The 24166-nt window shown below is 33.8% G+C and carries 18 protein-coding genes, 1 tRNA gene and 5 pseudogenes; 12 read left to right on the plus strand and 12 right to left on the minus strand.

Annotated elements, in window-relative coordinates; translation table 11 throughout:
• Window positions 1-292 precede the first annotated feature (292 nt).
• The 3 genes and pseudogenes from OPR58_RS05645 to OPR58_RS05655 all read left to right on the plus strand — a co-directional run bounded on the left by OPR58_RS05645 (window position 293) and on the right by OPR58_RS05655 (window position 3698).
• Window positions 293-1403 (plus strand): annotated as a pseudogene (locus OPR58_RS05645) (outer membrane protein assembly factor BamB family protein).
• Window positions 1396-2775, plus strand: coding sequence for a dihydrolipoyl dehydrogenase (gene lpdA, locus OPR58_RS05650; protein ID WP_265022197.1), 1380 nt, complete (start codon window positions 1396-1398; stop codon window positions 2773-2775). The pseudogene OPR58_RS05645 and the gene lpdA overlap by 8 nt, the downstream one beginning before the upstream one ends.
• A 2-nt stretch (window positions 2776-2777) precedes the next feature.
• A complete protein-coding gene (locus tag OPR58_RS05655; protein WP_010401376.1) occupies window positions 2778-3698 on the plus strand; it encodes a tyrosine-type recombinase/integrase in 921 nt (306 codons plus the stop codon).
• A 213-nt stretch (window positions 3699-3911) separates the two neighbouring features.
• Here OPR58_RS05655 and gatB read toward each other — a convergent pair whose 3' ends face one another.
• Entirely contained in the window at window positions 3912-5342 is a 1431-nt protein-coding gene (gene gatB / locus OPR58_RS05660) for an Asp-tRNA(Asn)/Glu-tRNA(Gln) amidotransferase subunit GatB (RefSeq protein ID WP_064085943.1), read from the minus strand.
• Window positions 5343-5547: 205 nt separating this feature from the next.
• Entirely contained in the window at window positions 5548-6528 is a 981-nt protein-coding gene (gene pdhA, locus OPR58_RS05665) for a pyruvate dehydrogenase (acetyl-transferring) E1 component subunit alpha (protein WP_265022198.1), read from the minus strand.
• 65 nt (window positions 6529-6593) lie between these two features.
• Here pdhA and hemJ point away from each other — a divergent pair, with 65 nt between their 5' ends.
• The 7 genes from hemJ (at window position 6594) to OPR58_RS05700 (ending at window position 16006) form a co-directional block, all read left to right on the plus strand.
• A complete protein-coding gene (hemJ, locus tag OPR58_RS05670; RefSeq protein ID WP_265023169.1) occupies window positions 6594-7022 on the plus strand; it encodes a protoporphyrinogen oxidase HemJ in 429 nt (142 codons plus the stop codon).
• 154 nt (window positions 7023-7176) lie between these two features.
• Window positions 7177-8688 carry an HlyD family type I secretion periplasmic adaptor subunit gene (locus tag OPR58_RS05675; RefSeq protein WP_264730728.1) on the plus strand — a complete coding sequence of 504 codons (1512 nt, stop codon included), beginning with the start codon at window positions 7177-7179 and terminating at the stop codon, window positions 8686-8688.
• 556 nt (window positions 8689-9244) lie between these two features.
• Window positions 9245-10009 carry a cytochrome c oxidase subunit II gene (gene coxB, locus OPR58_RS05680; RefSeq protein WP_264375831.1) on the plus strand — a complete coding sequence of 255 codons (765 nt, stop codon included), beginning with the start codon at window positions 9245-9247 and terminating at the stop codon, window positions 10007-10009.
• Window positions 10010-10024: 15 nt separating this feature from the next.
• On the plus strand, window positions 10025-11575 hold the full coding sequence (gene ctaD, locus OPR58_RS05685; RefSeq protein WP_265022199.1) for a cytochrome c oxidase subunit I: 1551 nt from the start codon (window positions 10025-10027) through the stop codon (window positions 11573-11575).
• A gap of 1 nt (window position 11576) precedes the next feature.
• The gene (locus OPR58_RS05690; protein WP_265022200.1) at window positions 11577-12464 is read left to right on the plus strand and encodes a heme o synthase; all 888 of its coding nucleotides are present in this window, start codon (window positions 11577-11579) and stop codon (window positions 12462-12464) included.
• 175 nt (window positions 12465-12639) lie between these two features.
• Window positions 12640-13077, plus strand: a complete 438-nt coding sequence (gene rnhA / locus OPR58_RS05695) for a ribonuclease HI (protein WP_010401349.1) — start codon at window positions 12640-12642, stop codon at window positions 13075-13077.
• Window positions 13070-16006 carry a DUF3971 domain-containing protein gene (locus tag OPR58_RS05700; RefSeq protein WP_265022201.1) on the plus strand — a complete coding sequence of 979 codons (2937 nt, stop codon included), beginning with the start codon at window positions 13070-13072 and terminating at the stop codon, window positions 16004-16006. The genes rnhA and OPR58_RS05700 overlap by 8 nt, the downstream gene beginning before the upstream one ends.
• Window positions 16007-16036: 30 nt before the next feature.
• Here OPR58_RS05700 and OPR58_RS11290 read toward each other — a convergent pair whose 3' ends face one another.
• The 5 genes and pseudogenes from OPR58_RS11290 to OPR58_RS05720 form a co-directional block, all read right to left on the minus strand.
• Window positions 16037-16450, minus strand: coding sequence for a YqaA family protein (locus OPR58_RS11290; RefSeq protein ID WP_012481730.1), 414 nt, complete (start codon window positions 16448-16450; stop codon window positions 16037-16039).
• Entirely contained in the window at window positions 16419-17813 is a 1395-nt protein-coding gene (gene cysS, locus OPR58_RS05705) for a cysteine--tRNA ligase (protein ID WP_064085935.1), read from the minus strand. The genes OPR58_RS11290 and cysS overlap by 32 nt, the downstream gene beginning before the upstream one ends.
• Window positions 17806-18462 (minus strand): exopolysaccharide biosynthesis protein, encoded by a 657-nt coding sequence (locus OPR58_RS05710; protein ID WP_265022202.1) that lies wholly within the window; start codon window positions 18460-18462, stop codon window positions 17806-17808. The genes cysS and OPR58_RS05710 overlap by 8 nt, the downstream gene beginning before the upstream one ends.
• 114 nt (window positions 18463-18576) lie before the next feature.
• Window positions 18577-18957: pseudogene (locus OPR58_RS05715) on the minus strand (exopolysaccharide biosynthesis protein); the annotation flags it as partial.
• Window positions 18958-18965: 8 nt separating this feature from the next.
• A pseudogene (locus tag OPR58_RS05720) lies at window positions 18966-19352 on the minus strand (transposase); the annotation flags it as partial.
• Window positions 19353-19461: 109 nt separating this feature from the next.
• On the opposite strand from OPR58_RS05720, the gene OPR58_RS05725 reads away from it, so the two are divergent.
• A complete protein-coding gene (locus OPR58_RS05725; protein WP_265022205.1) occupies window positions 19462-20421 on the plus strand; it encodes an IS5 family transposase in 960 nt (319 codons plus the stop codon).
• A gap of 48 nt (window positions 20422-20469) precedes the next feature.
• Here the strand turns inward: OPR58_RS05725 and OPR58_RS05730 are convergent.
• From OPR58_RS05730 to OPR58_RS05745, 4 genes and pseudogenes are all read right to left on the minus strand, one after another.
• Window positions 20470-21024 (minus strand): annotated as a pseudogene (locus OPR58_RS05730) (IS110 family transposase); the annotation flags it as partial.
• 199 nt (window positions 21025-21223) lie between these two features.
• Window positions 21224-21496: pseudogene (locus tag OPR58_RS05735) on the minus strand (exopolysaccharide biosynthesis protein); the annotation flags it as partial.
• Between the two features lie 126 nt (window positions 21497-21622).
• Window positions 21623-21790, minus strand: coding sequence for a twin-arginine translocase TatA (tatA, locus tag OPR58_RS05740; protein ID WP_006013840.1), 168 nt, complete (start codon window positions 21788-21790; stop codon window positions 21623-21625).
• Window positions 21791-21930: 140 nt separating this feature from the next.
• Entirely contained in the window at window positions 21931-22668 is a 738-nt protein-coding gene (locus OPR58_RS05745; protein ID WP_007302769.1) for an ABC transporter ATP-binding protein, read from the minus strand.
• Between the two features lie 151 nt (window positions 22669-22819).
• Here OPR58_RS05745 and OPR58_RS05750 point away from each other — a divergent pair.
• Window positions 22820-22893 (plus strand) — tRNA-Arg (locus OPR58_RS05750).
• A gap of 66 nt (window positions 22894-22959) precedes the next feature.
• Here OPR58_RS05750 and OPR58_RS05755 read toward each other — a convergent pair.
• Window positions 22960-23787, minus strand: coding sequence for a hypothetical protein (locus tag OPR58_RS05755; RefSeq protein ID WP_265022206.1), 828 nt, complete (start codon window positions 23785-23787; stop codon window positions 22960-22962).
• Window positions 23788-24166: the final 379 nt, after the last annotated feature.

Genomic DNA, 24166 nt, shown 5'->3' on the forward strand with positions numbered 1-24166 from the left:
TACATTTTTCAAATTGATATGCATAGTTTAAATGAATGACATTACAACAATATCTTTCATCGTGAAAATGCTGCGTCCATTTCCATTTCATATTATGGTAATATTACTGACAGCGTTAGTCTGGGCTATCGAAATGTGTTTTAATCAATACTTGATAAAAATTATTACAGTAAGAGAATCTTTACATAATGGCATGACATTACGTTAATGCTTTTGATCCACAATTAAGAACATTTTCGTTGTGATTTACGTTTCTAGTATGTATATTAATGAATCTTGTTTTCACTAAATAATGAAAATAATAATTGTCATGATAATGTTATTGTATAGTAACTATACAATGGCAAGCGAACGAATAAGTTTAGTAGATAAAAAATTATCTCAAGGATATGTAGCTCCAATACTTACAGAAAATAGCGTTATTTTACCAGACAAGCACGGTACCTTATATTCCTTTGATATCGATAACCCAAGAGTTATAAATTGGAAATTATACCTCTCAAGTAGGAAAAAAATTGGTAATATGAGTTTATCGAGCTACAAAGAAAATGTTTTCTTTGTAGTGGATAACATTCTACACACAATAGATGCGAAAACAGGGGAGATTCAATGGGAAAAAGAATTAAGAGCTCCGGCAAGAGGGAAAGCAATAGTAATAAACAATAAGTTGGTAGTATTGACTATTGATAACTATCTACATGTATTTGATGTAAAAGATGGCAGCCCCATTTGGGCTTATCAAAATGGTATAAATGAGGTTCGAGGTTTATATTCCATCTCACCAGCAGTCTCTAATGATAAAATAATGGCACCATTTTCAAATGGCGAGTTAATAGCTTTTAATGAAGAAGGTAAAAAACTATGGAGCCAAAAATTAGCTACAAATCTTTTAGACACACAGCTTACAGATGTAACTACTACACCTAGAGTACACGATAATATCTTAATAGCTACGAGCAACTCTTATATTTATAGCATTGACGTAAACTCAGGAAATATTTTATGGTCAAGGCCACTACAAGTAAAAAGTATATCAAACATTGAGTCATATTATAGCCCTCTTATTCCTGCAGAGAAACAAAAAGAAGGCGGAAGAATTTTCATGGTGACTAAAGATAATAAGGTAATTGGCATCGACATACTAAAGTGGAAAAACAGTTTGGACATCTGATTTTATAGAGAATGTGCAATTGTTTGTTCCAATTATGTATGCCCATACGCTTTGGGTAACAAGTAATAAAGGTTCAATATTTGCTTTTCCTGGATCTGAAAGTACAGGAAGGGTAATTAAAATACCCGGTAATGTGTTTCATGCTCCAGTATTTACCCATGGTAAGATGTATATAACGACTGAAGGAAATGGTGTTTATTCTTTAGAAAATAGGTTTGTTTTTTATGACTGATTATGATTTGATTATTATAGGTGGTGGTCCAGGTGGTTACAAATGCGCTATTACTGCTGCAAAACTTGGACTCAAAGTTGCTTGTATAGACAAAAATAGCATTTTTGGTGGCACGTGTTTGCGAGTTGGGTGTATACCATCAAAAGCATTACTCCATTCCTCTTATCAGTATGCTAGCGCGAAAAATAATCTATCAAAACTTGGCATAAAAGTTAAGGATGTAAGTCTCGATTTGAGAGAAATGATAGGCTATAAAGACGCTAGAGTTCAGGAACTTGGAAAAGGCATAGAATATCTGTTTAACCTTTACAAAATTACTAAGATCAATGGACTTGGAAAAATTACTTCTTTTGATCAAGGCAACCTTGAAGTTTCAGTTGAAGGTAAGGTGCTGAAGACAAAAAATATAGTAATTGCAACCGGTTCTGACGTTATTTCTTTGCCAGGAATTAATATCGATGAGAAAAGTATTATTTCATCAACTGGTGCATTGTCTTTAACTGAAGTACCAAAAAAACTTGTCGTAATCGGAGCCGGGGCAATAGGGCTTGAAATGTCTTCTGTATGGAGGAGGCTAGGGTCTGAAGTCACTGTAGTAGAATTTTTTGACAGAATCGCTGCAGCAATGGATGGAGAATTAAGTAAGTCTCTACTTTCTAGTCTACAAAAACAAGGAATAAAATTTTTACTTAGCACTAAAGTTGAGGGAATAAAACAAAGTAGTAACTCTTTGAGTGTGAAAGTTTGCTCTGTAAAAGATAATCAAACAAATACTATAGAGGCGGATAAGGTATTGGTGGCAGCAGGACGCAAACCATGCTCTGAGGGTCTTGAAAAAATAGAAAAAGACAGTCGTGGCTTTATTAAAGTCAACAATAGTTATGAAACCAACGTAAAAGGAATATTTGCTATTGGTGATGTGATTGGTGGAGCAATGCTTGCTCACAAAGCTGAGGAAGAAGGGGTGGCAGTTGCAGAGATACTAGCAAGGCAATTGCCTCACGTTGATTATGAAATCATACCGTCAGTCATTTACACCCACCCTGCAGTTTCTTCAATCGGTAAAACTGAAGAAGAACTAAAAAGTGCTGGTCGAAAGTATAAAGTTGGTAAATGTCAATTTGCTGCAAACGGTAGAGCAAAAGTCACTGACGATGCTGAGGGATTCGTGAAAGTTCTGACTTGTAGCAAAGCAGATACAATACTCGGTGTACATATCATAGGAGCATACGCTGATACGCTAATCAATGAAGCAGCGGTTGCAATGGCATATGGTGCAGCAGCAGAGGATATATACAGAATTTGTCACTCTCATCCTGATATAAATGAAGCCTTTAGGGATGCGTGCATCGATGCTTTCTTTAAAAAGTAACTGTGGACCTCGGTTCAATCATTGAAAAATGGTATGATTGGCTAAAGTACAACAGGTCTTACTCACCAAACACTTTGGAGTCATACATGAGGGACCTCAAGGATCTTATAAGTTTCCTAAATACTCACATTGGTGAAGAAGTAAATGTTGGCTCTTTAGAAAAATTAAGCATACCTGAACTGAGAAGTTGGTTTACCTCTCGTTATGCAAGAGGTGTAAATGCGAGATCTAACACTCGCGCATTGTCAGTAATCAGAAATTTTTTCAAATATATAAAAAACAATTATGAAATAAATAATGAAGCGGTATTTTCTTTATCAAGGCCAATTCAGAGAAGAACTCTACCTAAAGCACTTTCAATATCTAACATAGAAACTCTATTGAAAGAAATGAAATTGCCTGATCTAGGCGAGCCTTGGGTGGTAAAAAGAGAAATTGCAATTGTCGTTCTGCTATATGGTACGGGCTTAAGAATCACTGAAGCACTGAATCTTAAGGTTAGTGATATTAGCAATGAAAGTTTAATAGTAACAGGTAAGGGAGATAAACAAAGGCAGGTATTTATTCTTCCAGTAGTAAAAAAGTGTATACAAAAATATATAAAAGCTTGTCCCCACTTTGACGAAGCGGGACATCTTTTTGTCGGGGTAAGAGGAAAAAAATTGGGAAGAACTTATGTTGCTAATCGTTTGCAAAAAATAAGAAGATTTTTAAACTTACCAGAAATTTTATCTCCACATGCATTTCGTCATAGTTTTGCTACTCATTTGCTTCAGGAAGATATTGACATAAGATCAATACAACAGCTGCTTGGCCACTCAAGCCTTGAAACTACTCAAGTTTACACTCACCTAAATTATCAAGATGTCTTCAATATGTATAAAAACTTTCAGAAGAGTTTGAATAAAAAATCGAAATCTTAACTTCGTCTTAAATCGATAATATTGCCGAACTGAGTGCTTGCAACATCATTCAGTACTATACTTGCTTTATATAAGCAATAGTGACCAGCAGAGAAGAAAGCAAAAACGTTTTGCAAAAGGTTATGAATGAAAGAGAATAGACAGCAGAATTTAAATTAGAAGCTATGTAAAGAAACAAGTCAAGCAAATAGCAAAAGATCTGGGACCGTACACCTAGGCACTCAATTTTAATTTTTCACTCAAAACCAAGTTTACGACATCAGGGCTGGCTTTTCCTTTGGTGGATTTCATGACTTCACCAACAAAGAACCCATACAATCTTGTTTTACCACCCTTATATTCTTGAACTTTATCTTGGTTGTCATTGATGATTTTATCTATTACCTCTGAGATTTGACATGTGTCAGTTATTTGCTTGAGATTCTGCTCTTCTATAATAAGGGATGCAGGCTTTCCAGTTTCAAACATAATATCAAAAACTTGTTTACCAAGTTTAGCAGAGATCGTTCCATCGACGATAAAGTCGAGGAGTTCGGATAAAGCATCTGCTTTAATTGGAGAGCTAACAATATCAATATTTGTTTTATTTAAACGACCGAAAAGCTCGACGGTTAACCAGGTAACTGCAATCTTTGAATCATGCTTTTTTGCTAATTTTTCAAAATAATCGGCAATTTCTTTATCAGAAGTGATAACGTCTGCATCATATTCATTGATACCTAATTCCTCTATGTATCGAAGTTTTTTTTGATCTGGCAACTCGGGTAAAGATGATTTAATAGAATCAATTTTGTCTTGGCTTATTTCAACAGGTAGCAAATCAGGTTCAGGGAAATATCTATAGTCACTTGAATCTTCTTTGCTTCTCATCACTTTTGTTTTTCCTAAAGTGACATCAAACAATAAGGTATCTTGACTTATTTCTCCTCCGCTTTCCAAAATTTTGATCTGCCTTTGTGCTTCATAATCTATAGCTTGTACAATATAACGTATTGAATTTAAGTTTTTTATTTCACAACGAGTGCCAAATGTGCTACTACCCTTTGGGCGAACAGAAACATTTGCATCACAGCGAAGTGACCCCTTTTCCATATCACCATCACATGAACCGATGTAACGCAAAATCTGCCTCAATTTTTTCATGAATTCTGCAGCTTCTGCAGATGAACGAAGATCTGGCTCTGAAACAATTTCCATTAAAGCAACACCTGCACGATTTAAATCTACGTAAGTTTTGCTTTCTTCATGAATACTCTTTCCTGCATCTTGCTCTAAGTGAATTCTTGCGATTCTTATTTCTTTTTCATTATTATTGATAAACACTTTACCATTTTTAACTATTGGCTCAAAGAACTGGGTTATTTGGTAACCTTGTGGTAAATCGGGATAAAAATAATTTTTACGATCAAAGTAAGAGCATTTATTAATTTCTGCAGAAAGTGCAAGACCGGTACATATTGCTTGCTCTATGCAGAAATAATTTAATATTGGCAATGTACCTGGCATTGCTGCATCAACTAGAGAAACTTGAGTATTGTGCTCAGTGCCAAATTCCGTTAGTGAACTAGAAAATAGCTTTGTCTTAGAAGAAACCTGAGCGTGTACCTCAAGTCCAATTACTGTCTCCCAGTTTTCTTTTGTCATGTATTTTATTCAATTAATAACTTTATATTCTGCAAACTAGCACAAAAAGTCAAATAAAACTCATTTAACCTATGATCCAAGAGCGGTGTATATCAATAATATAAGAGTTACTACAGTTTCTATTGACTAGGCTGTTATATAATAAAGTTAAGTGCTGCCAAAAAATATCTATAGTAGGCCAAAACATAATTTTGATGGCAACTGATTAGCTAACAAATTTATAAACATCAGTATATAGTTCATCAATGCCTGGCTCTTTACTATTTTTAGCAAAATCTTCTGACTTTTTTACTAAATCTCGTATTTCCTTATCAATAGCTTTGCATTCTTCATCAGAAGCGATTTTATTGTCTGTTATATACTGCTTTAGGGTGCTTATAGGATCATGATTTTGCTTCATATCTTCAACTTCTTCTTTTGAGCGATAAGTAGCAGGATCTGACATTGAATGGCCACGATATCGATATGTCTTCATTTCAAGCAAGAGAGGTCCTTTTCCCCCACGTACGTGCTCAGCTATTTCACTTGTTACCTCATAGACAGAGAAAAAATCCATTCCATCAACTTGTTTCCCAGGAATACCAAAACTCTCTCCTCTTTTATATAGTTCAGTTACTAAAGTTGATCTTTGCACAGAAGTTCCCATTGCGTATTCGTTATTTTCTATGATATAAACCACAGGTAACTTCCACAAAGATGCCATATTAAATGATTCATATACTTGTCCTTGATTTGCAGCACCGTCACCACAATATGTGAATACAACGTTATCTTTTTTCTTGTATTTATTAGCAAATGCTATTCCTGTGCCAATTGGGACTTGTGCACCTACTATTCCATGTCCACCAAAGAAATTTTTTTCAACATCAAATATGTGCATGGAGCCACCTTTGCCTTTTGAACACCCTGTTTCTTTGCCGGTTAGTTCTGCCATCACAACATTCGGATCAGAATTACATGCAAGCATTAAGCCATGGTCTCTATAGCTTGTGATAAAAGCATCACCAGATTTTGATGCAGCTTGAGTCCCAACTGCAACTGCTTCTTGCCCTATTGATAAGTGACAGAATCCGCCTATTAATCCCATTCCGTATAATTGTCCTGCTTTTTCCTCAAATCTGCGTATGAGAAGCATTTTTCTGTAGAATCCAATCACCTGTTCTTTAGTGAAATTTTCTGCTTTCATATTGACTTTCTTTTATTAAATTGAGATCATACCAGAAATTTTTAACATTTTATAATACTATCTATATGGACTACTATCACTGGCTTGAAGCTTTTCACGTTATCTCTGTAATTATGTGGGTGGCAGGTATGCTCTATTTGCCAAGGCTTTATGTTTACCATGCATCTGTAAAACCAGGGTCAGAAAATGACAGCTTACTTCAAATAATGGAGAAGAGACTCCTTAGATATATCATAAACCCTGCAATGCTTTTCTCCCTTAGTTTTGGAATTATGCTAATGATTATTAGGGAACCATATCACGAAGGGTGGTTTCATGTAAAAGCGCTAGCATTATTCTTAATGTTTGCTATTCATGTCCTACTTGCAAAGCATAGGAAAAATTTTGTAGTGGGCTTGAATAAGAGAACTCACGTTTATTTTCGTGTTTTAAACGAAGCAGTAACAGTGTTAATAATAATTATAGTTATTATGGTTATTGTAAAACCTTTTTGATTTTCTAGCCTAATGCTGAACCATTCAATAGAGTATAAGAATTGTTACTAAATAGTTTATTCTAATGTTCCATAGTCTAAGTAGAGTACTTAAGATATAGATTCTTTGTTTTTGTGTGTTATCCTGATTAACAAGAATTCGCAGTAGTATTATAATGAGTAAGTTAAAAAAGCTTAGTGCTGGACTTTCTTTGACAGGCCTGATTGGTAGTGATGATATAGATATGCAAAGGGCAGGAAATAGAAAGAAGAAATATCAATTTTTGGATAAGACGTTCGCATGGATTGATGCGATGATAAATTTTATTTTTAAACGTGAGAGTAATAACGCAAATGAAGTCCTAAAAGTCACATGGGGACCACTATTTTTTGGTTTAGTGGTGATATTCATCTTTTTTGGAATAGGTGGTATTTGGTCGGCTATAGCTCCAATTGACGGAGCAGTGCATGCAAGTGGAGAAGTTATTGTCTCTTCAAATAGAAAAATAGTGCAACACTTGGGTGGGGGAATAATAAGCAAAATTTTAGTAAAAGAAGGTCAAACAGTTAAAAAAGATGAGCCTTTAGTTTTATTAAGTGATGTTAACGAAAAGGCAAATTTGAGTATAATTAAAGAAAAACTCTTATCACTTTTGGCAACTGAAGCAAGACTTATTGCAATTAGGGGAGACTTAGATACGCTAGAATTTTCTGATGAGGTTAAAAGATTATCTAACGATGAACTTGTAAATAAAGCGATAAAGAATCAGGTAAAGTTGTTCAACTCTCAGAGAAAGAGTATATTAGGAAAAACTGACATACTGCAACAACGTATAAAGCAGTTAAATGATGAATTAGCAGGGCTAAATTTTCAACTAAATGCAGCCCATAAGCAATATGACTTGATAACTGAGGAGTTAGAAACAAAAAGACAATTACTTGATAGTGGCCATATAAGCAAACCACACATTTTAGCTTTAGAAAAACAGTTTGCTGAAATTGAGGGTAGAGTTGGACATTACCGTTCTGCAATATCTCAAGTACAGCAAAAGATTGGAGAAAATGAGTTAGAGATTATAAATGTGAAGAATGATGCTCAAGAAAGAGCAAATGCTGAGCTTAAGGAAGTCAATACATCTATTGCAGACTTAAAAGAGAGGCTGATGGTTGCTGAAGATTCGTTAGCACGTACAATAATTAAATCACCTCAAGATGGTATAGTTACAGATATAAGATACCACACTGAAGGTGGTGTTATACAATCTGGAGTTCCAATCATGAGTATAGTACCATCAGATGATGATCTAATAATAGATGCTAAAGTTCTAACCAGAAACATAGAAGAGATACTGTCAGCAAAAAAGAAAGATAGCAATATAGTCTCTATCGACGGACTAGAAGGGCTAAAAGTTAAAGTAAGGCTGAGCGCTTATAGTGCACGTCGCTTAAGTTTAATTAACGGTATAGTAAACCATATTTCCCCTGATGCTCTTGATGATCCAAGGATGGGGCGTTATTATTCAGTGCGAGTGGTGATACCAAAATCAGAACTTGCTCAATTTAAAAACGTATACCTATATCCTGGTATGCCAGCAGAAGTATATATAGTTACTCAATCCCGCACTCTTTTATCGTTCTTGTTTACACCTATAATTGCAACATTCGATAGATCTTTCATAGAGAGATAATTTATTTTGCTTTTCTAAAAAATTTGTTTACAGAGTTTGATATGCAAAAAAATTTACACACAAGTAGTGTATTATTTTATAATTATTTTCTATAATATGTAAATCTTTGATTTAAGATGCAAATGCTAACGTAAACATTAAAGGTTAATTAGTAAACTCAGCTGTATAATAGAATTAAAGGAATTAGTAAGATTTTTACCTCAATGAATTATAAATAGGCAAACTTACCTAAAGTTTAATAGTGTCTGTTACTGCTTTTAGGTGTGAGGCTAGAGGGTTATTAGCAATAACAGACACTATTAAACTTATTATAGAACTTCCTTAAAGTAAATACTTAACTTAAAATATTATAATATTTTAAGTTAAAATAGATTCATGTAAATGCTTTTTCCTCAAGTTAGTATCGTATTAGTATATTTATTAAATGCTAAAAAAACATTAATCATCATTTACTTTTGATTCAATATTTAGCAAAACACTTGTGTACATTCTATAATCTCTGTTTGCATAGTAAGTGTATATATATTATTATACAGTTAGTTTTACAGCAAAAAATATGGTGAAGTTATTTGCATTATTGATAATGTTTTACTCAAACATATCAATTGCTTCTGCTCCTACTTCTTGGCAATTTGGATTTCCTGCGCCTGCAACTGAGATAATGGAGGCTGTAGTTAAGTCACATTCGTTTGTGATGAGTGTAATGATTGCAATTATGCTTTTTGTATGGGCCCTGCTTGCTTATGTAGTATTTCGCTTTCGTAAGGGCAAAGTGAAAAATGTCAGTAAAATAACTCATAATATCTTTGTAGAAATTATCTGGTTTGTTATACCAACGATTATTGTTGGGGTATTGGCTTTTAAAAATGCTGAATTAATTAAACTACAGGAGAAAGTGCCAAAAGCTGACATAACACTAAAAGTTATTGGTCATCAATGGTATTGGAGTTACCAGTACCCAGAATATCAAGGTATTTCATTTGACAGCTATATAAAAGGAAAAGAAGACTTTACCGAAAGAGATTTAAAACTATTCTCTGTTGATAATAACGTTATTTTACCTATCAATACTAATATTCGTTTACAAGTGACAGCAGGAGATGTAATACATAGCTGGGGAATACCGGCTTTTGGTATAAAAATTGATGCAATACCAGGTAGGCTGAATGAAGCATGGTTTAACGTTACAAAGCCCGGTATTTATTATGGGCAATGTTATGAACTATGTGGTCAAGGTCATGGATTTATGCCAATTGTTGTTGAAGCAGTGAGTAAAGAAGATTTTAATAAGTGGATTGAAGATAAAAAATTAGTAAGTTAAGTTTGGAGTATAGATATGAGTGATGTACCAAAAGGTATAAGACGTTGGCTGTTTTCTACTAATCACAAAGATATAGGGACACTATACATTATTTTTTCCATATTAGCTGGAATTATTGGTGGATTATTATCGGTAATTATTCGTACTCAGCTAATGCACATTAATATACTTAACAATAATTACCAGCTATATAACGTAATGATTACAGGGCATGCGGTAATAATGGTGTTTTTTATGATAATGCCAGCCTTAATGGGAGGATTTGGTAATTGGTTCGTACCTCTCATGATTGGTGCACCAGATATGGCATTTCCTCGTATGAATAATTTAAGTTTTTGGTTGTTAGTTTCATCTTTTATTTTGCTTATCCTCTCGGTATTTGCTGGCGAAGGTCCTGGAACAGGATGGACTTTATACCCACCTTTGTCGCAAATTATGTCCCACCCAAGTGCAGGAGTTGATCTTGCTATACTTGCACTTCATATTGCTGGTATGTCATCAATTGTTGGGGCGATCAACTTTATAGTTACCATATTCAATATGCGTGCAAAAGGTATGTCACTCACTAAGATACCACTATTTGTTTGGTCTATTTTACTCACGTCATTTATGTTAATTGTTGCCTTACCGGTACTTGCTGGTGCTATAACTATGCTGCTCACTGATCGTAATATAGGTACCTCCTTTTTTGATCCTGCTGGTGGTGGTGATCCTGTGTTATTTCAACATCTGTTTTGGTTTTTTGGTCATCCAGAAGTTTACATAACTATTTTTCCTGCATTTGGTATCATCAGTCAGATTGTGTCAACTTTTTCTCATAGGCCAGTATTTGGTTATATGGGAATGGTTTATGCCATGATAGGAATAGCAACGTTTGGCTTCATGGTTTGGGCTCACCATATGTTTACTGTTGGGCTTAGCGAGGATGCTGCTATATTTTTTAGCACTAGCACAATTTTCATTGGTGTTATAACTGGTGTAAAAGTCTTTAGTTGGATTGCAACTATGTGGGGTGGAGCGATTGAATTGAAGACACCAATGCTGTTTGCATTAGGTTTTATTTTCATGTTTGTTGGAGGTGGTATAACCGGAATAATTCTTTCTCACGGTGGAATAGATAAGCTTTTGCACGATACCTATTATGTCGTTGCTCACTTTCACTATGTCATGTCGCTTGCTGCATTATTTGGAGCTTTCGCCGGTTTTTATTATTGGATAGGCAAAATGTCAGGTAAGCAATATAACGAGTGTTTAGGAAAGATACACTTTTGGCTCACTTTTATTAGCACCAATGTCACTTTCTTACCCCAGCATTTCCTGGGATTAGCAGGTATGCCAAGGCGTATACCTGATTATCCCGACGCGTTTATCCCTTGGAATTATATATCCTCAATTGGCTCATATATGTCCTTTCTTTCAGTTATGTTTTTTGTATTTATAGTTATACATCTCTTTAAGTGGGGCAAAAAAACTGGAGATAATCCTTGGGAAGGTGACACTTTAGAATGGACGGTATCTTCACCACCGCCTTTTCATACTTTTGAAAAACCACCAGTGATAAAATAGAATGTACACAAGTGTTTTGCTAAATGTTGAATCAACAATACTGGATTTTTGTCATTTGCTGAAGCCAAGGATAATGTACCTTGTAGTGTTTACTGCAATTGCTGGAATGGTTGCTGCACCAGGTAGCATTCATCCTTTCCTTGCACTAATATCTCTTATGTGCATTGCTCTTGGTTCAGGATCTGCAGGTGCAATAAATATGTGGTATGACAGAGATATAGACTTGCTTATGGAGAGAACAAAAAACCGCCCTATACCTTCAGGTAGAGTTTCTGCAGAAAGCGCGCTTGAATTTGGCATAACTCTTGCAATATTGTCAGTATTTATCATGGCAATAGCAGTGAACTATGTTTCTGCTGCTTTGCTTGCAATTAGCATATTATTTTATGTTTTTGTGTATACAATTTGGCTCAAAAGGCGTACTCCGCAGAATATTGTTATTGGTGGTGCAGCAGGTGCTTTTCCTCCAATGATTGGCTGGGCGGTTGTAACTGACTCTGTAAGCTGGGAAAGTTGTATTCTATTTTTAATAATTTTTATGTGGACTCCACCACATTTTTGGGCTCTATCCTTAAATAGATCTGAAGATTATACAAAAGCATCGATTCCAATGTTCAATATCGTTTATGGTCCAGAAAAAACGAGGAAATATATATTAATCTATAGCGTGTTACTCGTATTAACTAGCTTACTTCCAGCACTATTTTTGAAAAAGGCTCTATTTTACCTCAGTATGGCAATTATTGAAGGGTGTGTTTTTATTTGGTTTGCTGCATCCGTTATAAGGCTTAAGAGTCATAGCTCGCAGAAAAAAATGTTTTCTTATTCGATTTCTTATCTATTTTCTCTGTTTGCCAGCGTTATTTACTGCTCTATTGATTTGTTTTAACCATGAAAGAACATAAAAACTATCTTTTACTTTCTCTTCTAATAATGCTCGTTGTAGCACTTTTTTTTATTTCCATAATAAAATTTAAAGGTGCGGCTTAAATTGCCTCTATATCTATAAAAATTGTGATTTTATAGAAGCAACGATATACTTTATTAATTCACTACAGTTAAAGATGAAGAAAAAGGAAGTGACAATATACACAGATGGAGCATGCTCTGGTAACCCAGGGACAGGAGGGTGGGCAGCAATCATATTATTTCAAAATCATAGAAAGAACATCTGTGGTAGAGAAGAAAATACTACAAATAATAAAATGGAGTTAACAGCAGTGATCAATGGACTGAAGGTATTAAAATTTCCTTGTAATATCAGTTTGTATACGGATAGCCTCTATATTAAATACGGTATAACAGAATGGATAAATAAGTGGAAAATGAACGGCTGGAAGACAAGTAATAAGAAGTCAGTAAAAAATATAGAATTATGGAAAGAATTAGACGATGTTGCTTTGCAACATGAGATTAACTGGAAGTGGGTGAAAGCGCATAATGGTGATAAATACAATGAAGAAGCCGACAGCTTAGCAAGAAAAGCAATAATCGATGCTTAAAAAAATAGCTCTATCATTTTCTATAATTTTATTATTTATATTCTGCTTCTTTATCCCTTTTAAAGGGGAAGGTCCTTTAGAAATCAATATTAGTTATATTAATTTTTATATAAAGAAAAAAATATTAAAGATATTTACCAATTCGGATGTCAGCATGGAGAGTACCTCGGTTATTTGGCAGAAAGATGGCAAGCTAGTCATTACAGATTTAAAAATAACAAATCCTGACTTTACCATAGAAGTTCCTGAGCTTTTCGTACACTTTAAGTTAAGTTCCAAAAAGTTCTCTCAGGTTTTAGCTGATAATGTACACATATATATCAAGAAGGAAGAGACCAGAGGAATAACAACATCTGTAATGACAGATAAGATGAGTAGTACAAAAAATCTACTGAAGACAATAAGAAAAATTTTTTTCTACTTAAATGCAGACTCAAGGATTGAAATTACTAACATTGCTGTCAATAAAAGCATGGAAGGTGAATTCTTCATTGATAAAGTATATGTAGGAAAGGAGGAAAATTTTAATGTTTTGGATATTCGTGTTCATACAAAAGATAAAAAGGGGATTCTAGATGATTTATCTATTATGATAAAAAATCGCAATAATTTGTTAAATTTGTATGGAACATTTTATAACCTAAAGTTGGGGCTATTTAACGAGTTTTCCACACTAGTTAAAAGTTACAATTTGGACAAAGAAATAGGGTTCAAAGGGAACTTCTCAATGAGAATTAATGGAAAGGATGAAGTTATGGATGGAAACATATACGTGTTAAATACAGAGAGTCACTCAGGTAAAAACTTAGCCTTGACTAATGTAAATGTAAATTTGACATATAGTGATGAAATCATTAGCGTAAAAAACTTTCATTTTAAGTTAAATGATACTTACCTTTCTTTGATTGGCAAAATGAACTTTGGCACAAATCATGCTTTGCTTAGAGTTAATATTAGTAAACTTGTTGCAAAAGATTTATGTACTTATGTACCAGATGGTCTAGTGAACAATGAATTTAGAAAGTGGTATTGTAATAATATTGATGGGAATATTATAAATACAATTATAAGTTTTAACGGTAAAATCGATAGTTTAATAAATGATGATCTGTCAGGTATTGTAATTGTTGCTGATATAGAAAATGGCAGCGTTCAATTTGATGAGGATTTTGAACGAGTGGAGAAGTTGAACGGTGAGTTAACTCTCAAGGATAACAATCTCAAAATTATTGTAAATAGTGCCAAGTTCCAGAATTTCACTATCGATAGTAGTGATATTGAAATGAACTCTCTAAATAAGGAAGATTCAGTTCTTACCATTAACGGTCAGGCTGTAAGTGATGCTTATGGGTTATATGAGCCTATAAGATTTAAGCTGGATGATGTGGTAAAACTTGAAAGAGATAAAGTAGGTGGAATAGCAAAGTCTGTATTCAATTTTCGCATTTTTAATCTAAACTCTAGTGATAAAAAAGTAGATTTTTCGGCCAAATTTCATTCTGAAATTGATAATTTGGTGGTGTATAATGGAAGTTTTGGTAAGTATGATATTAAGCTCGATTTTGGGAGTGACTTTATAGATTTAAATGGTAGTGGTATGGTGAATAATACACAGCTTCTATTTGACCTCAAAAGTAGCAATAAAAATGAAAATTTTGTCTGGAGTTTGACTGGAGATTTACCTGCTCAAATACTTAATTTCGGTGATGGTTATATCAATGCAAATATAGAGTCAGTAATGTATCAAGACAAAACAGGGTACGTTAATGGTAATATAGATTTATCAGAGCTCGAGTTGCGTTCAAGCTACTTAGGGTGGAAAAACCATTTTGAAGATCACAATGAAGTTTTATTTTCTACAAGGCTAAAAGGAGTAGGTGAGTTGCTAATAGACAAACTAGACGTTGTAGGAAATGATCTAGACATAAAATTTAGCGGAAGAGTAGAAAATGGAAATCTATATTTAAATTCTAGCAACTTTAAATTACCTGATAATAATTTTAGTATAGAAATTGAATCAGGTAAGGAGAAAAATGCCATAACTATTAACGGTGAGAAAATCAACTTAAGTGATGTGTTAGGTTTACTTGGCAAAGATAGTAATCGATTAAATAACAAAATAGAAGTTACTATGAATGTTGATAATATAATTATGAAAGAAGGAATTATCATAAAAGATGCTAAGCTAAATGTAACTTGTGCTAAAGGTGATTGTAGTGGAAGTCAATTCACAGGACAGTTTTTAGAAGATAACAGTAATATACTAGTAGAACATAGTGAAATAGGGCTTGAAATATATTCGGATAATTCAGGTATGCTTTTGCGTTCTTTAGGTATTGGTAAATCAGTTAAAAATGGCAAATTATCTCTTTATCTATCTTCTAAGAGAGAAAATGGAGAACATTATGGTATGTTATCTATCAGCAATTTCTATATCAAAGATGCTCCACTGCTTACCACTTTATTATCAATGTCTTCACTGCCTGGTATTGTAAATGCTATAAAGAACGAAGGTGTACATTTTTATAAGTGTAATGCACCTTTTTCATATAAAGATGGCACTGTTGAAATTGAAGAATCTTGGCTTGAAGGAGCGGAACTAGGCATTAGCACTAGTGGTACGCTCGATATTAAGGGTTATAAATTCCAGGTTGAAGGACAAGTAATACCGGCATACTCAATTAACAAATCTTTGTTGAAAATCCCTATAATCGGAAAACTTCTGACTGGTGGGAAGAGTAGGGGGATTATTTCAATAGACTACAAAGCAAATGGTGATGATAAAAACAACAACGTATCTGTTAATCCTATCTCTTCGCTAACCCCAAGCTTACTTAAGAGGTTATTAGGAGTATTTGATCGTATTATGACAAAAACTAATAAAAGCATTTTAAAAGGTAGTTTGAAGAAGAAATTTAGCTCAATATGACCAGAAGAAAAGTTGTTTATTGATGTTTAGTTAGATGGTAAACGTTAGATACAACAAACAGAGGAAGTTAGATAAAATAATTAAGGGAACAAGAATATAAAGGTTTAACTTGAAGTAACCGGATAAAATCTGAGTCACACTTCCAAGTGCTGGTACCCACGAAAGCAATGCAACTGCACAAATCAGTAGGTGCCTTACAATTTTTGGTGTTTTGTCTTCATTCTCTAATTTGTGATGTGATCTTCTGATAAAAATTGTTATTCTACCTAAATACCAGTTAGCTATTCCACCAAGACTGGATCCTAATACTCCAAAAAGTAATATAAGTAGTTGATCGTAGTTTGACCTAAAGCATAACATAGTGTAAAGTACAAAACCTTGATGTATGGGTAAGATAAGCGATGATACTAGGCTATCTATAAACAATAGGAGATAATTTTCCATACCAAGTTGTTGTACCATCTTCGTTGTCAGAAATTGTAACCCCCATTTGTTTCAATTGCTCTCTTATTTTGTCTGCAGTATCATAATCTTTATTTTGTTTTGCTACTTTTCTTAAGTCTATCAACCTTTCTATTTCTTGATGACTCACACCACTTGCAAACCACTCTTGATAACTTGACTCAAGAATACCAATGAACCTTGCGCTTTTAACAAACTTCTTAGTTAATTTGAGCCTCTCACATTCATTACTTGTCTTATTGATTTCTGTAGCCATTTCATGCAATATGGCTACAGCTTCAGGAATGTTTAAATCGTTTTTCAAAGCCTCTATAAAATCTTTAGAGACTTCTGCATCACTTTCCTCAATACATGTACTACGTAATAACCGATAAAACTTGTTTAAAGTTTCTTGCGACTCAGAGATAACATTTTCTGTCCAATCAAGTGGTTTTCTGTAGTGAGTTTTAAGCAGCGCATAACGTATTACTTCACCCTTTATTCCACTATCTAACAAATCCCTTACTTTGACTATATTAAATAAGGATTTGCTCATTTTCTCTTCATTTACCGTAAGAAACCCGTTGTGTACCCAATATTTTGCAAACGTTGACTCAGCAAATGCAGATTTACTCTGTGCAATTTCATTCTCATGATGAGGAAATTGCAAGTCTATACCCCCACCGTGAATGTCAAAATCTTTGCCAAGGTAAGCATATGACATTGCTGAACATTCTATATGCCACCCTGGTCTTCCCTCTCCCCATGGACTATTCCAGTGACTTGAAAGTTTATAGTCAGTTTCGTTTGCAGGTTTCCAAAGTACGAAGTCTCCTGGGTGTTTTTTATTTTCACCAACTTCAACTCTACTACCGTAGTTTAATTCATCAATTTTTTTTCCTGATAAAACGCCGTATTCAGGGTAAGATTCTACACTAAAATATACATGTTTATTGGATTCATAAGCATGACCAGCTTGCAGCAAAGACTCAATTAACTTGATAATGTTATCTATGTTTTCCGTTGCTTTTGGTTCATATGTTGGTTCTGCACAATTTATGCTTTCCATGTCTTCATGAAAAGTTTTAGTGTAATATTTGCTAATGCTTTCTATATTACTATTTTTCTCATTTGCTGCATTGATTATCTTGTCATCGATGTCGGTTATATTACGCACATAAGTAACTTTTCCATAACAAAATTTAAGCAGTCGAAATAATACATCGTAAACAACAATAGAACGTGCATTACCTATATGTGCTGTATCATATACTGTTGGCCCACAAACGTACATTTTTATATGATCTTTATCGATCGGTGTAAAGGGCTCTTTTTTTTTTGTTAAAGTGTTGTAAAGCTTAACCATATACAAAGCTTTTTAGAAAAGAAAATGCTCCAAATATAAGCTGTGGTCCTTTAACTATTACGACAAGAGTAAGTAATAACCCACACAATGATACTAATACTCCCATTATAGAGAGAAATCCATCTTTGCTCATGATACCCAGTGAAATGAGAGTTGTACCAATTGCAGGAATGAAGTTAGTTAAAGGAAGTGGGATTGCTATCGATAATGCACAAAGCAGCATTATAAATGCTAAAATATTTTCACCAGGACCACGAAAAATGAAAGACATTCTTGGTTTCATGAACTTTTCTATTTTTTTTAATGTAGGTGAAGTTTTCTCTACCACGAGAGCTAGTGTTGAACGTTGAAAAGATTTCCTTTCTAGCCAATTAGGCATCCAAGGAGAATCAAACCCAAATAGAAGCTGCAGTGAAAATAAGATTAAAGGTATAGAAAGAATGGTTGTATAGCCAGGTGGAACAGGTATAGGTACTGATAGCGGTAAAGAGAAGATGATTATTAAAATACCAAAACCACGCTCATGTAAAGCTATTTTAATATCAAATAATGTTACTTTATCAGTATCGTTATTATTAGTATCTGCAACCTCTTTTAGAATATCAGAGGCCAATTTTTTATCTTCAGTCAATTTCACACTTTTTTCCACAGTTACCCTTTAATAACAATATAACTTCTAACTAACATAGTTATTGCTATATTTCAATATCGATTATTCATTTCATGCTGTACTTCATTCTTTTATTAAAGTGTTGTAAAGCTTTTAAGTTATAAGGCTTTTAAGAAGAGGAAGTGTTCCGGCTATAAGTTTTGGTCCTTTAACTATTACAATAAGGGTAACCAATAACGCACAGAATGAAACTAACACTCCTAACGTAGATAAAAATCCATCTTTACCCATAATGCCGAGTGAAATAAGAGTTATACCAATTGCAGGAAGGAAGTGAGTAAAAGGTAATGGAAGAGCTATTATTGCACAAAGCAACATCATAAAAGCTAGAATCTTTTCACCCGGACCAAGAAAAATAAAAGACATTCTTGGTTTCATGAACTTTTCTATTTTTTTTAATATAGGTGAAGTTTTCTCTACCACGAGAGCTAGTGTTGAACGTTGAAAAGATTTCCTTTCTAGCCAATTAGGCATCTACCGTCTTAAACATCAAGATAAAAATTATTGTTTTTTATCATAGCATTTAAACAAATGATGATTTTTCTCATTACAGCAACTAAAGCAACTTTAGCGGCTTTGCCGGAGTCAACTAAACGCTGGTAAAATACTTTCATTTTTTTATTATGACGCATTGCAACCACAGCAGACATGTATAATGCTTTTCGAGCATAAAATCTGCCACCTATGACTTGGGCCTTGCTTACTTTCCTTCCGCTTTCACTAGTTTTTGGTGCAACTCCAACTAGACAAGCTATTTCCTTATTATCTAACCTGCCAAGTTCAGGTACCTCTATGAGTAGGATACTTGCGGTTTTCCGTCCAACACCTTTATAGCTAGTTAGCAGTTTGCTTTTTTCCTTCAAATCAGGAAGGCTTTGTTGCATAGCTAGTGTTGGTTGAGGTTATTGTAAGGAGAAAAGCTTATGGTTACTAACGCATTTTGTTGTAAAATAGGCATTTTTCAAACAAGTATAACTTATGCCACAAAAAATGAGAGTAAGTAACCAAAGAGAATATAATGAGTTTCTAAAAAAAAGAGGAAATGTTTTTCATTTTGTTAATCAAGCCATAGAAAATTGGTATGAAAATAGTTCAAAAGTTGCAGGTGGCAATAACACTTATAGTGATAAAGTTGTAATTTTAATACACATAATAGTTCATCTTTTTAGAATTGGCTTGAGACAAGCTGTAGGTTTTGTAAAAGGTTATATGGTACAAATAGGCAAAAAACTTAAGATTATCAGCTATACACAAGCTTCCAGAAGATTTAAAAAGCTTAATTTGAAGATTGATGACCATAGAAGCAATAAAGATGATCTGGAAAATGTTGAAATTGCCGTAGATAGCACTAGAGTTAGTATCTACAATAATAACGGTGGGCATAGTAAGCTTAATATTCGAAAAAGAAAATACAGTGGTTATGGTCAAGTAAGAAAATTACATGTTATTTTAAACATAAATGATAAGAAAGCAATAAGCATGAACTACACTAGTGGTGTTGCTGTAGACTATTTGCCGGTCTGCGATATGTTAGAAGAAGTCAGTGATAAATATAACATTTGTTCTATTCGAGCAGATGCGGCTTATGATATAAAAAGTGTGTATAAAGAATGCAGAAAATACAATATTGTGCCTATTATTCGCCCTAGGAAGGATACTAAAATTTGTTTAGCTGACTACTTATCAGAAAGAAACAAGTATATTAGTAGAATTAGGTCATATGAGAATTATGAAGATGGTATTAATGAATGGAAGAAAAAAGTTAAGTATGGAGCACGGTCTTATATTGAAGTCTTTTTCTATAGGTTGAAGCAAATATTTGGGTTTGGCTTGAAAAATAAATCAGAGGTAAATCGTGAAAAAGAGCTGTTAATTAAGTGCTACTTACTGAACAAATTTACTGATATTGGTATGGCTAAATTTAAATTAGCTGCGTAAGTTCATTGTGATTTACATGCCTATCAGTGCTATGCAACAAAGCCATTCTGGATCAGAGTTTATTATATCTTCTATGTCTTGCCTAACTTGCTCTAATTGTTTTTTTGCAAATTCTATCTGTTTTTCTATATATTCCCTGGCTTTTCCTGTAACCTTATGCAAACGACACTTATTTGCGTGAACTTCATCGTTTAGATTGCGCTCAATTGCTCTTAGCTCTTTTAGTTCTTCTTGCTTTTGTGAAACTATGTATTCTATTACTTCGTCATTTTTTGTGATAAATTCAGCATATTTTTCTAGTAATTTTGCATCTAATTTATCTGTTTTTGCAAAGTGGTTGCAGGCTTTTGCAAATGCATATACCCGATTTGGGTGAGCTCTGTGAACAGCTATGTTATATTCCCGTAACAACTTTATGACAAGTTTTTCATAACCACCTGTTGATTCTACTACACATAACCTAACAAATACGTTAACTATTTTTGACTTTATAAACTCAGATATAGCTCTTTCTACATTTTCTATACGCTGATGTTTATTGTTAATTGAGATATCAAGTGTTTCTTTTGAAACATCAATACCAATGAAAACTGTTCTAGCCATTTTTGTACCTATAAATATAATCAAATAATAATGTAAATGTTGTACAGGATTGTGATTCGATCTTTTTGATCCCCCTACCGTTCGTACTCCATTTTTTAAAGCAAGGAGTGTACTGAGATGCCTACGATTTCTATCAATCAATCCAATTGACAGTATCACTCCTTGCTCATTATAGCCTTGCGGCTTTGATTTAATATACAATCCAAGGAGAATCAAACCCAAATAGAAGCTGAAGTGAAAATAAGATTAAAGGTATAGAAAGAATGGTTGTATAGCCAGGTGGAACAGGTATAGGTACTGATAGCGGTAAAGAGAAGATGATTATTAAAATACCAAAACCACGCTCATGTAAAGCTGTTTTGATGTCGAACAATGTTACTTTATCACTATCGTTGTTATTGGTATCTGCAACCTCTTTTAGAATATCAGAGGCCAATTTTTTATCTTTAGTCAATTTCTCACTTTCTTCCACGATTAACCTTTAATAACATTCTAACTAACATAATTATTACTGTACTTCAATCATACCTCTTCAATTCTTTAGCCTTGTTTAAACAAATGACACGCACTTTAGTGCGTGTCACGAAACATAAGGAAGCTAACGATCTGGTTCATTAGATGATAGTTTCTCTGAATCCTTAAGTTCTTGTTTAAGGTTTTTAATGCCTTTGCCTAAATCACCCATAACTTGTGGTAACCTACCTGCACCAAACAGAACTAAGATTATTATTAAGACTAGAAACAGCTGCCATGGACCTAAACTCATTTGTACCTCCGTTGAAAATATTAACTTTTAGGTATTAAAACTTGACTGAAGCCAAGTGATACATAAATTATATCACTTTTATTGAATTATAAATCAAGAGTTTTTAATTATCTTATAATAGTTTTAGCCTAACATTAAGTTTAGTTTAGCTGTAGAGTAAAAGGAAGCTCACTAAAAAATTTTGCTAACGTATCATCTTTAGGTCTGTGGTATATGTAGCTAGGAACTCCTGATTGAATAATTTTACCATTTTTCATCACGTAAATAAAATCTGCAACTTTCAACGCTTCTTGCGGATCATGAGTTACCATGAGTACAGGAATATTTTTGCTTCTAAAAAGTGACAATATATGGTGCCTTATTCGATATTTGAGCAGTATATCTAAATTAGAAAATGGTTCATCGAGCAAAACAACATCAGGATTTTGCGCCATTACTCTTGCTATTGCAACTAATTGTTGCTGTCCTCCTGATAAAGCATGAGGGTACATGTTTTCATATTTTTCTATATTAAATAGCTTTAAGATTTCCAATGCAGTAAGGTATTTTTCTTTCTTAGAAGTACTGCAAATAGCAAAAGTTATATTTTCTATTACTGTTTTATGAGGAAATAATGCAGAATGCTGAAAAATCAATCCGATATTTCTACGCTCTATAGCAATTGACACTTTGTTACTTGCAACTAATTTATCATTTATAACAATGGTTCCAGATTTTGGATTTTCTATTCCTGCGATTAATTTTAGAATTGTTGACTTGCCACAGCCAGAATGACCTAGTAAACAGGCAACACTTCCTTTCTTCACTTGAATGTTGATGTTGCTTAAAGCAAAGCCATCTTGATTACTATAAAAGTAACTAATATTGTTAACTAGCATTAATCTTTCAATTGGAATCGTATTATTAAATATAACAGTATTACATTCAAGAAATACAGAAATATTTTTTATTATTGTGAATTAATTGTACAGGGTGCCTAGAAAAATGCGAGACTTTTTGCTATAATTTTGCATAAATAGCAGAAGACATGGGACTATAGCTCAGTAGGATAGAGCGTTGGATTCCTAATCCGAAGGCCGTGCGTTCGAATCGCACTAGTCCCACTTAATTTTGATAAAGTGGTTTAACAATCAAGAAATTATAATTGGTTTGAAAAGTGATTCTAGGAGCTAGATTGCATGGTTTCTCAAACTTGAATTTACAGGTTCAACCTTATTTTCTCTCATTTCGCTGTAACTTGGAAGTGTAAAATTTTTTACATGTAATCCAGTTACCATTACAACTAAAATAGCTAGGACACTGCAAACTAATGCACCAGCTAAAGATGGAACCGTCACAGCAGCAGCAACAAACAATCCTGCAATAACAACTCCAACAACATCACTTCTTAATGAGGTGTAAAAACTCTCCTTACTTTTTTTGTATTGAGTTTCTTTTTCATGTGGTGGAGAAAATTGAGCCTCTACAAAGCCGTTAGCTTTCTTATCATTATTTGGTGTGACAGTTGGGCCAGTCCTTGTTGATACAGGTGCTTCATTTTTGTTATTATTACCATTAGTACTAACTGGAGGCGCTGTTGCTACAGGTCTACTAATAACATTTCTATTACTATTGGATACACTATTTGTTTCTATGTGGAATGTTTCTTGTTCCTTATTTGTTGCTGATCCATGCGGCACAATTATTTCTCGATCATTTTGTATCAGTGCTGTTGCTGCCACAGAATTCTTTTTTGAAGAAGCAGTGCAGAATGCATCATCCTTTAACTGTTGATATAATCTGTACAATTCACTTTCAGGATCTAGTTTTGATTGCTCTGCATTAACACTTTGCAGTAACGTGCTCAGAATCTCAGCATTGTCATCATCAGTGTAAGAGACAACAAAGCATAATATAGATTTTTCTCCTTCAATTTTGCTAACGTAATACCTTCCTTCTTGACCGATTGCATTGATGATGGTCATTCCATTTTGTAAGAGAAATTTTATAACGTTCAAATTTTGATCTTTAATTGCATATTCTAGTACAGCATTTTTTTCACATTTGCTCTGAAGATTAATTCCCTTCCTTCTTAACCTTTTTTGCAAATCTTCAAAACTAGTAACTGTGCTATCCTGTTTTGTAACCCTATCTATATCAAGACACAGATTCCTAATGTCATCATTATTTAGCGTGAGACCAGTGCTTGTATTACTGACATTGGACTCCGCTCCATCAGGTGTGTTTTGCTTCTCTTTTTTGTTTGTTGCTGATCTAAGCAGTGCAATTATTACACAGCTTGAGAGATATTTATTGTGATCAGAATTGCTGAAGTCGACTTTAAACTCAGAATCTATTTGAAGTTGTTCTCTGAGTGATAATGGCTTTGTTGCATAG

Origin of the sequence: Wolbachia endosymbiont (group B) of Ischnura elegans (genome assembly GCF_947251585.1) — a bacterium.
Lineage (GTDB): Bacteria > Pseudomonadota > Alphaproteobacteria > Rickettsiales > Anaplasmataceae > Wolbachia.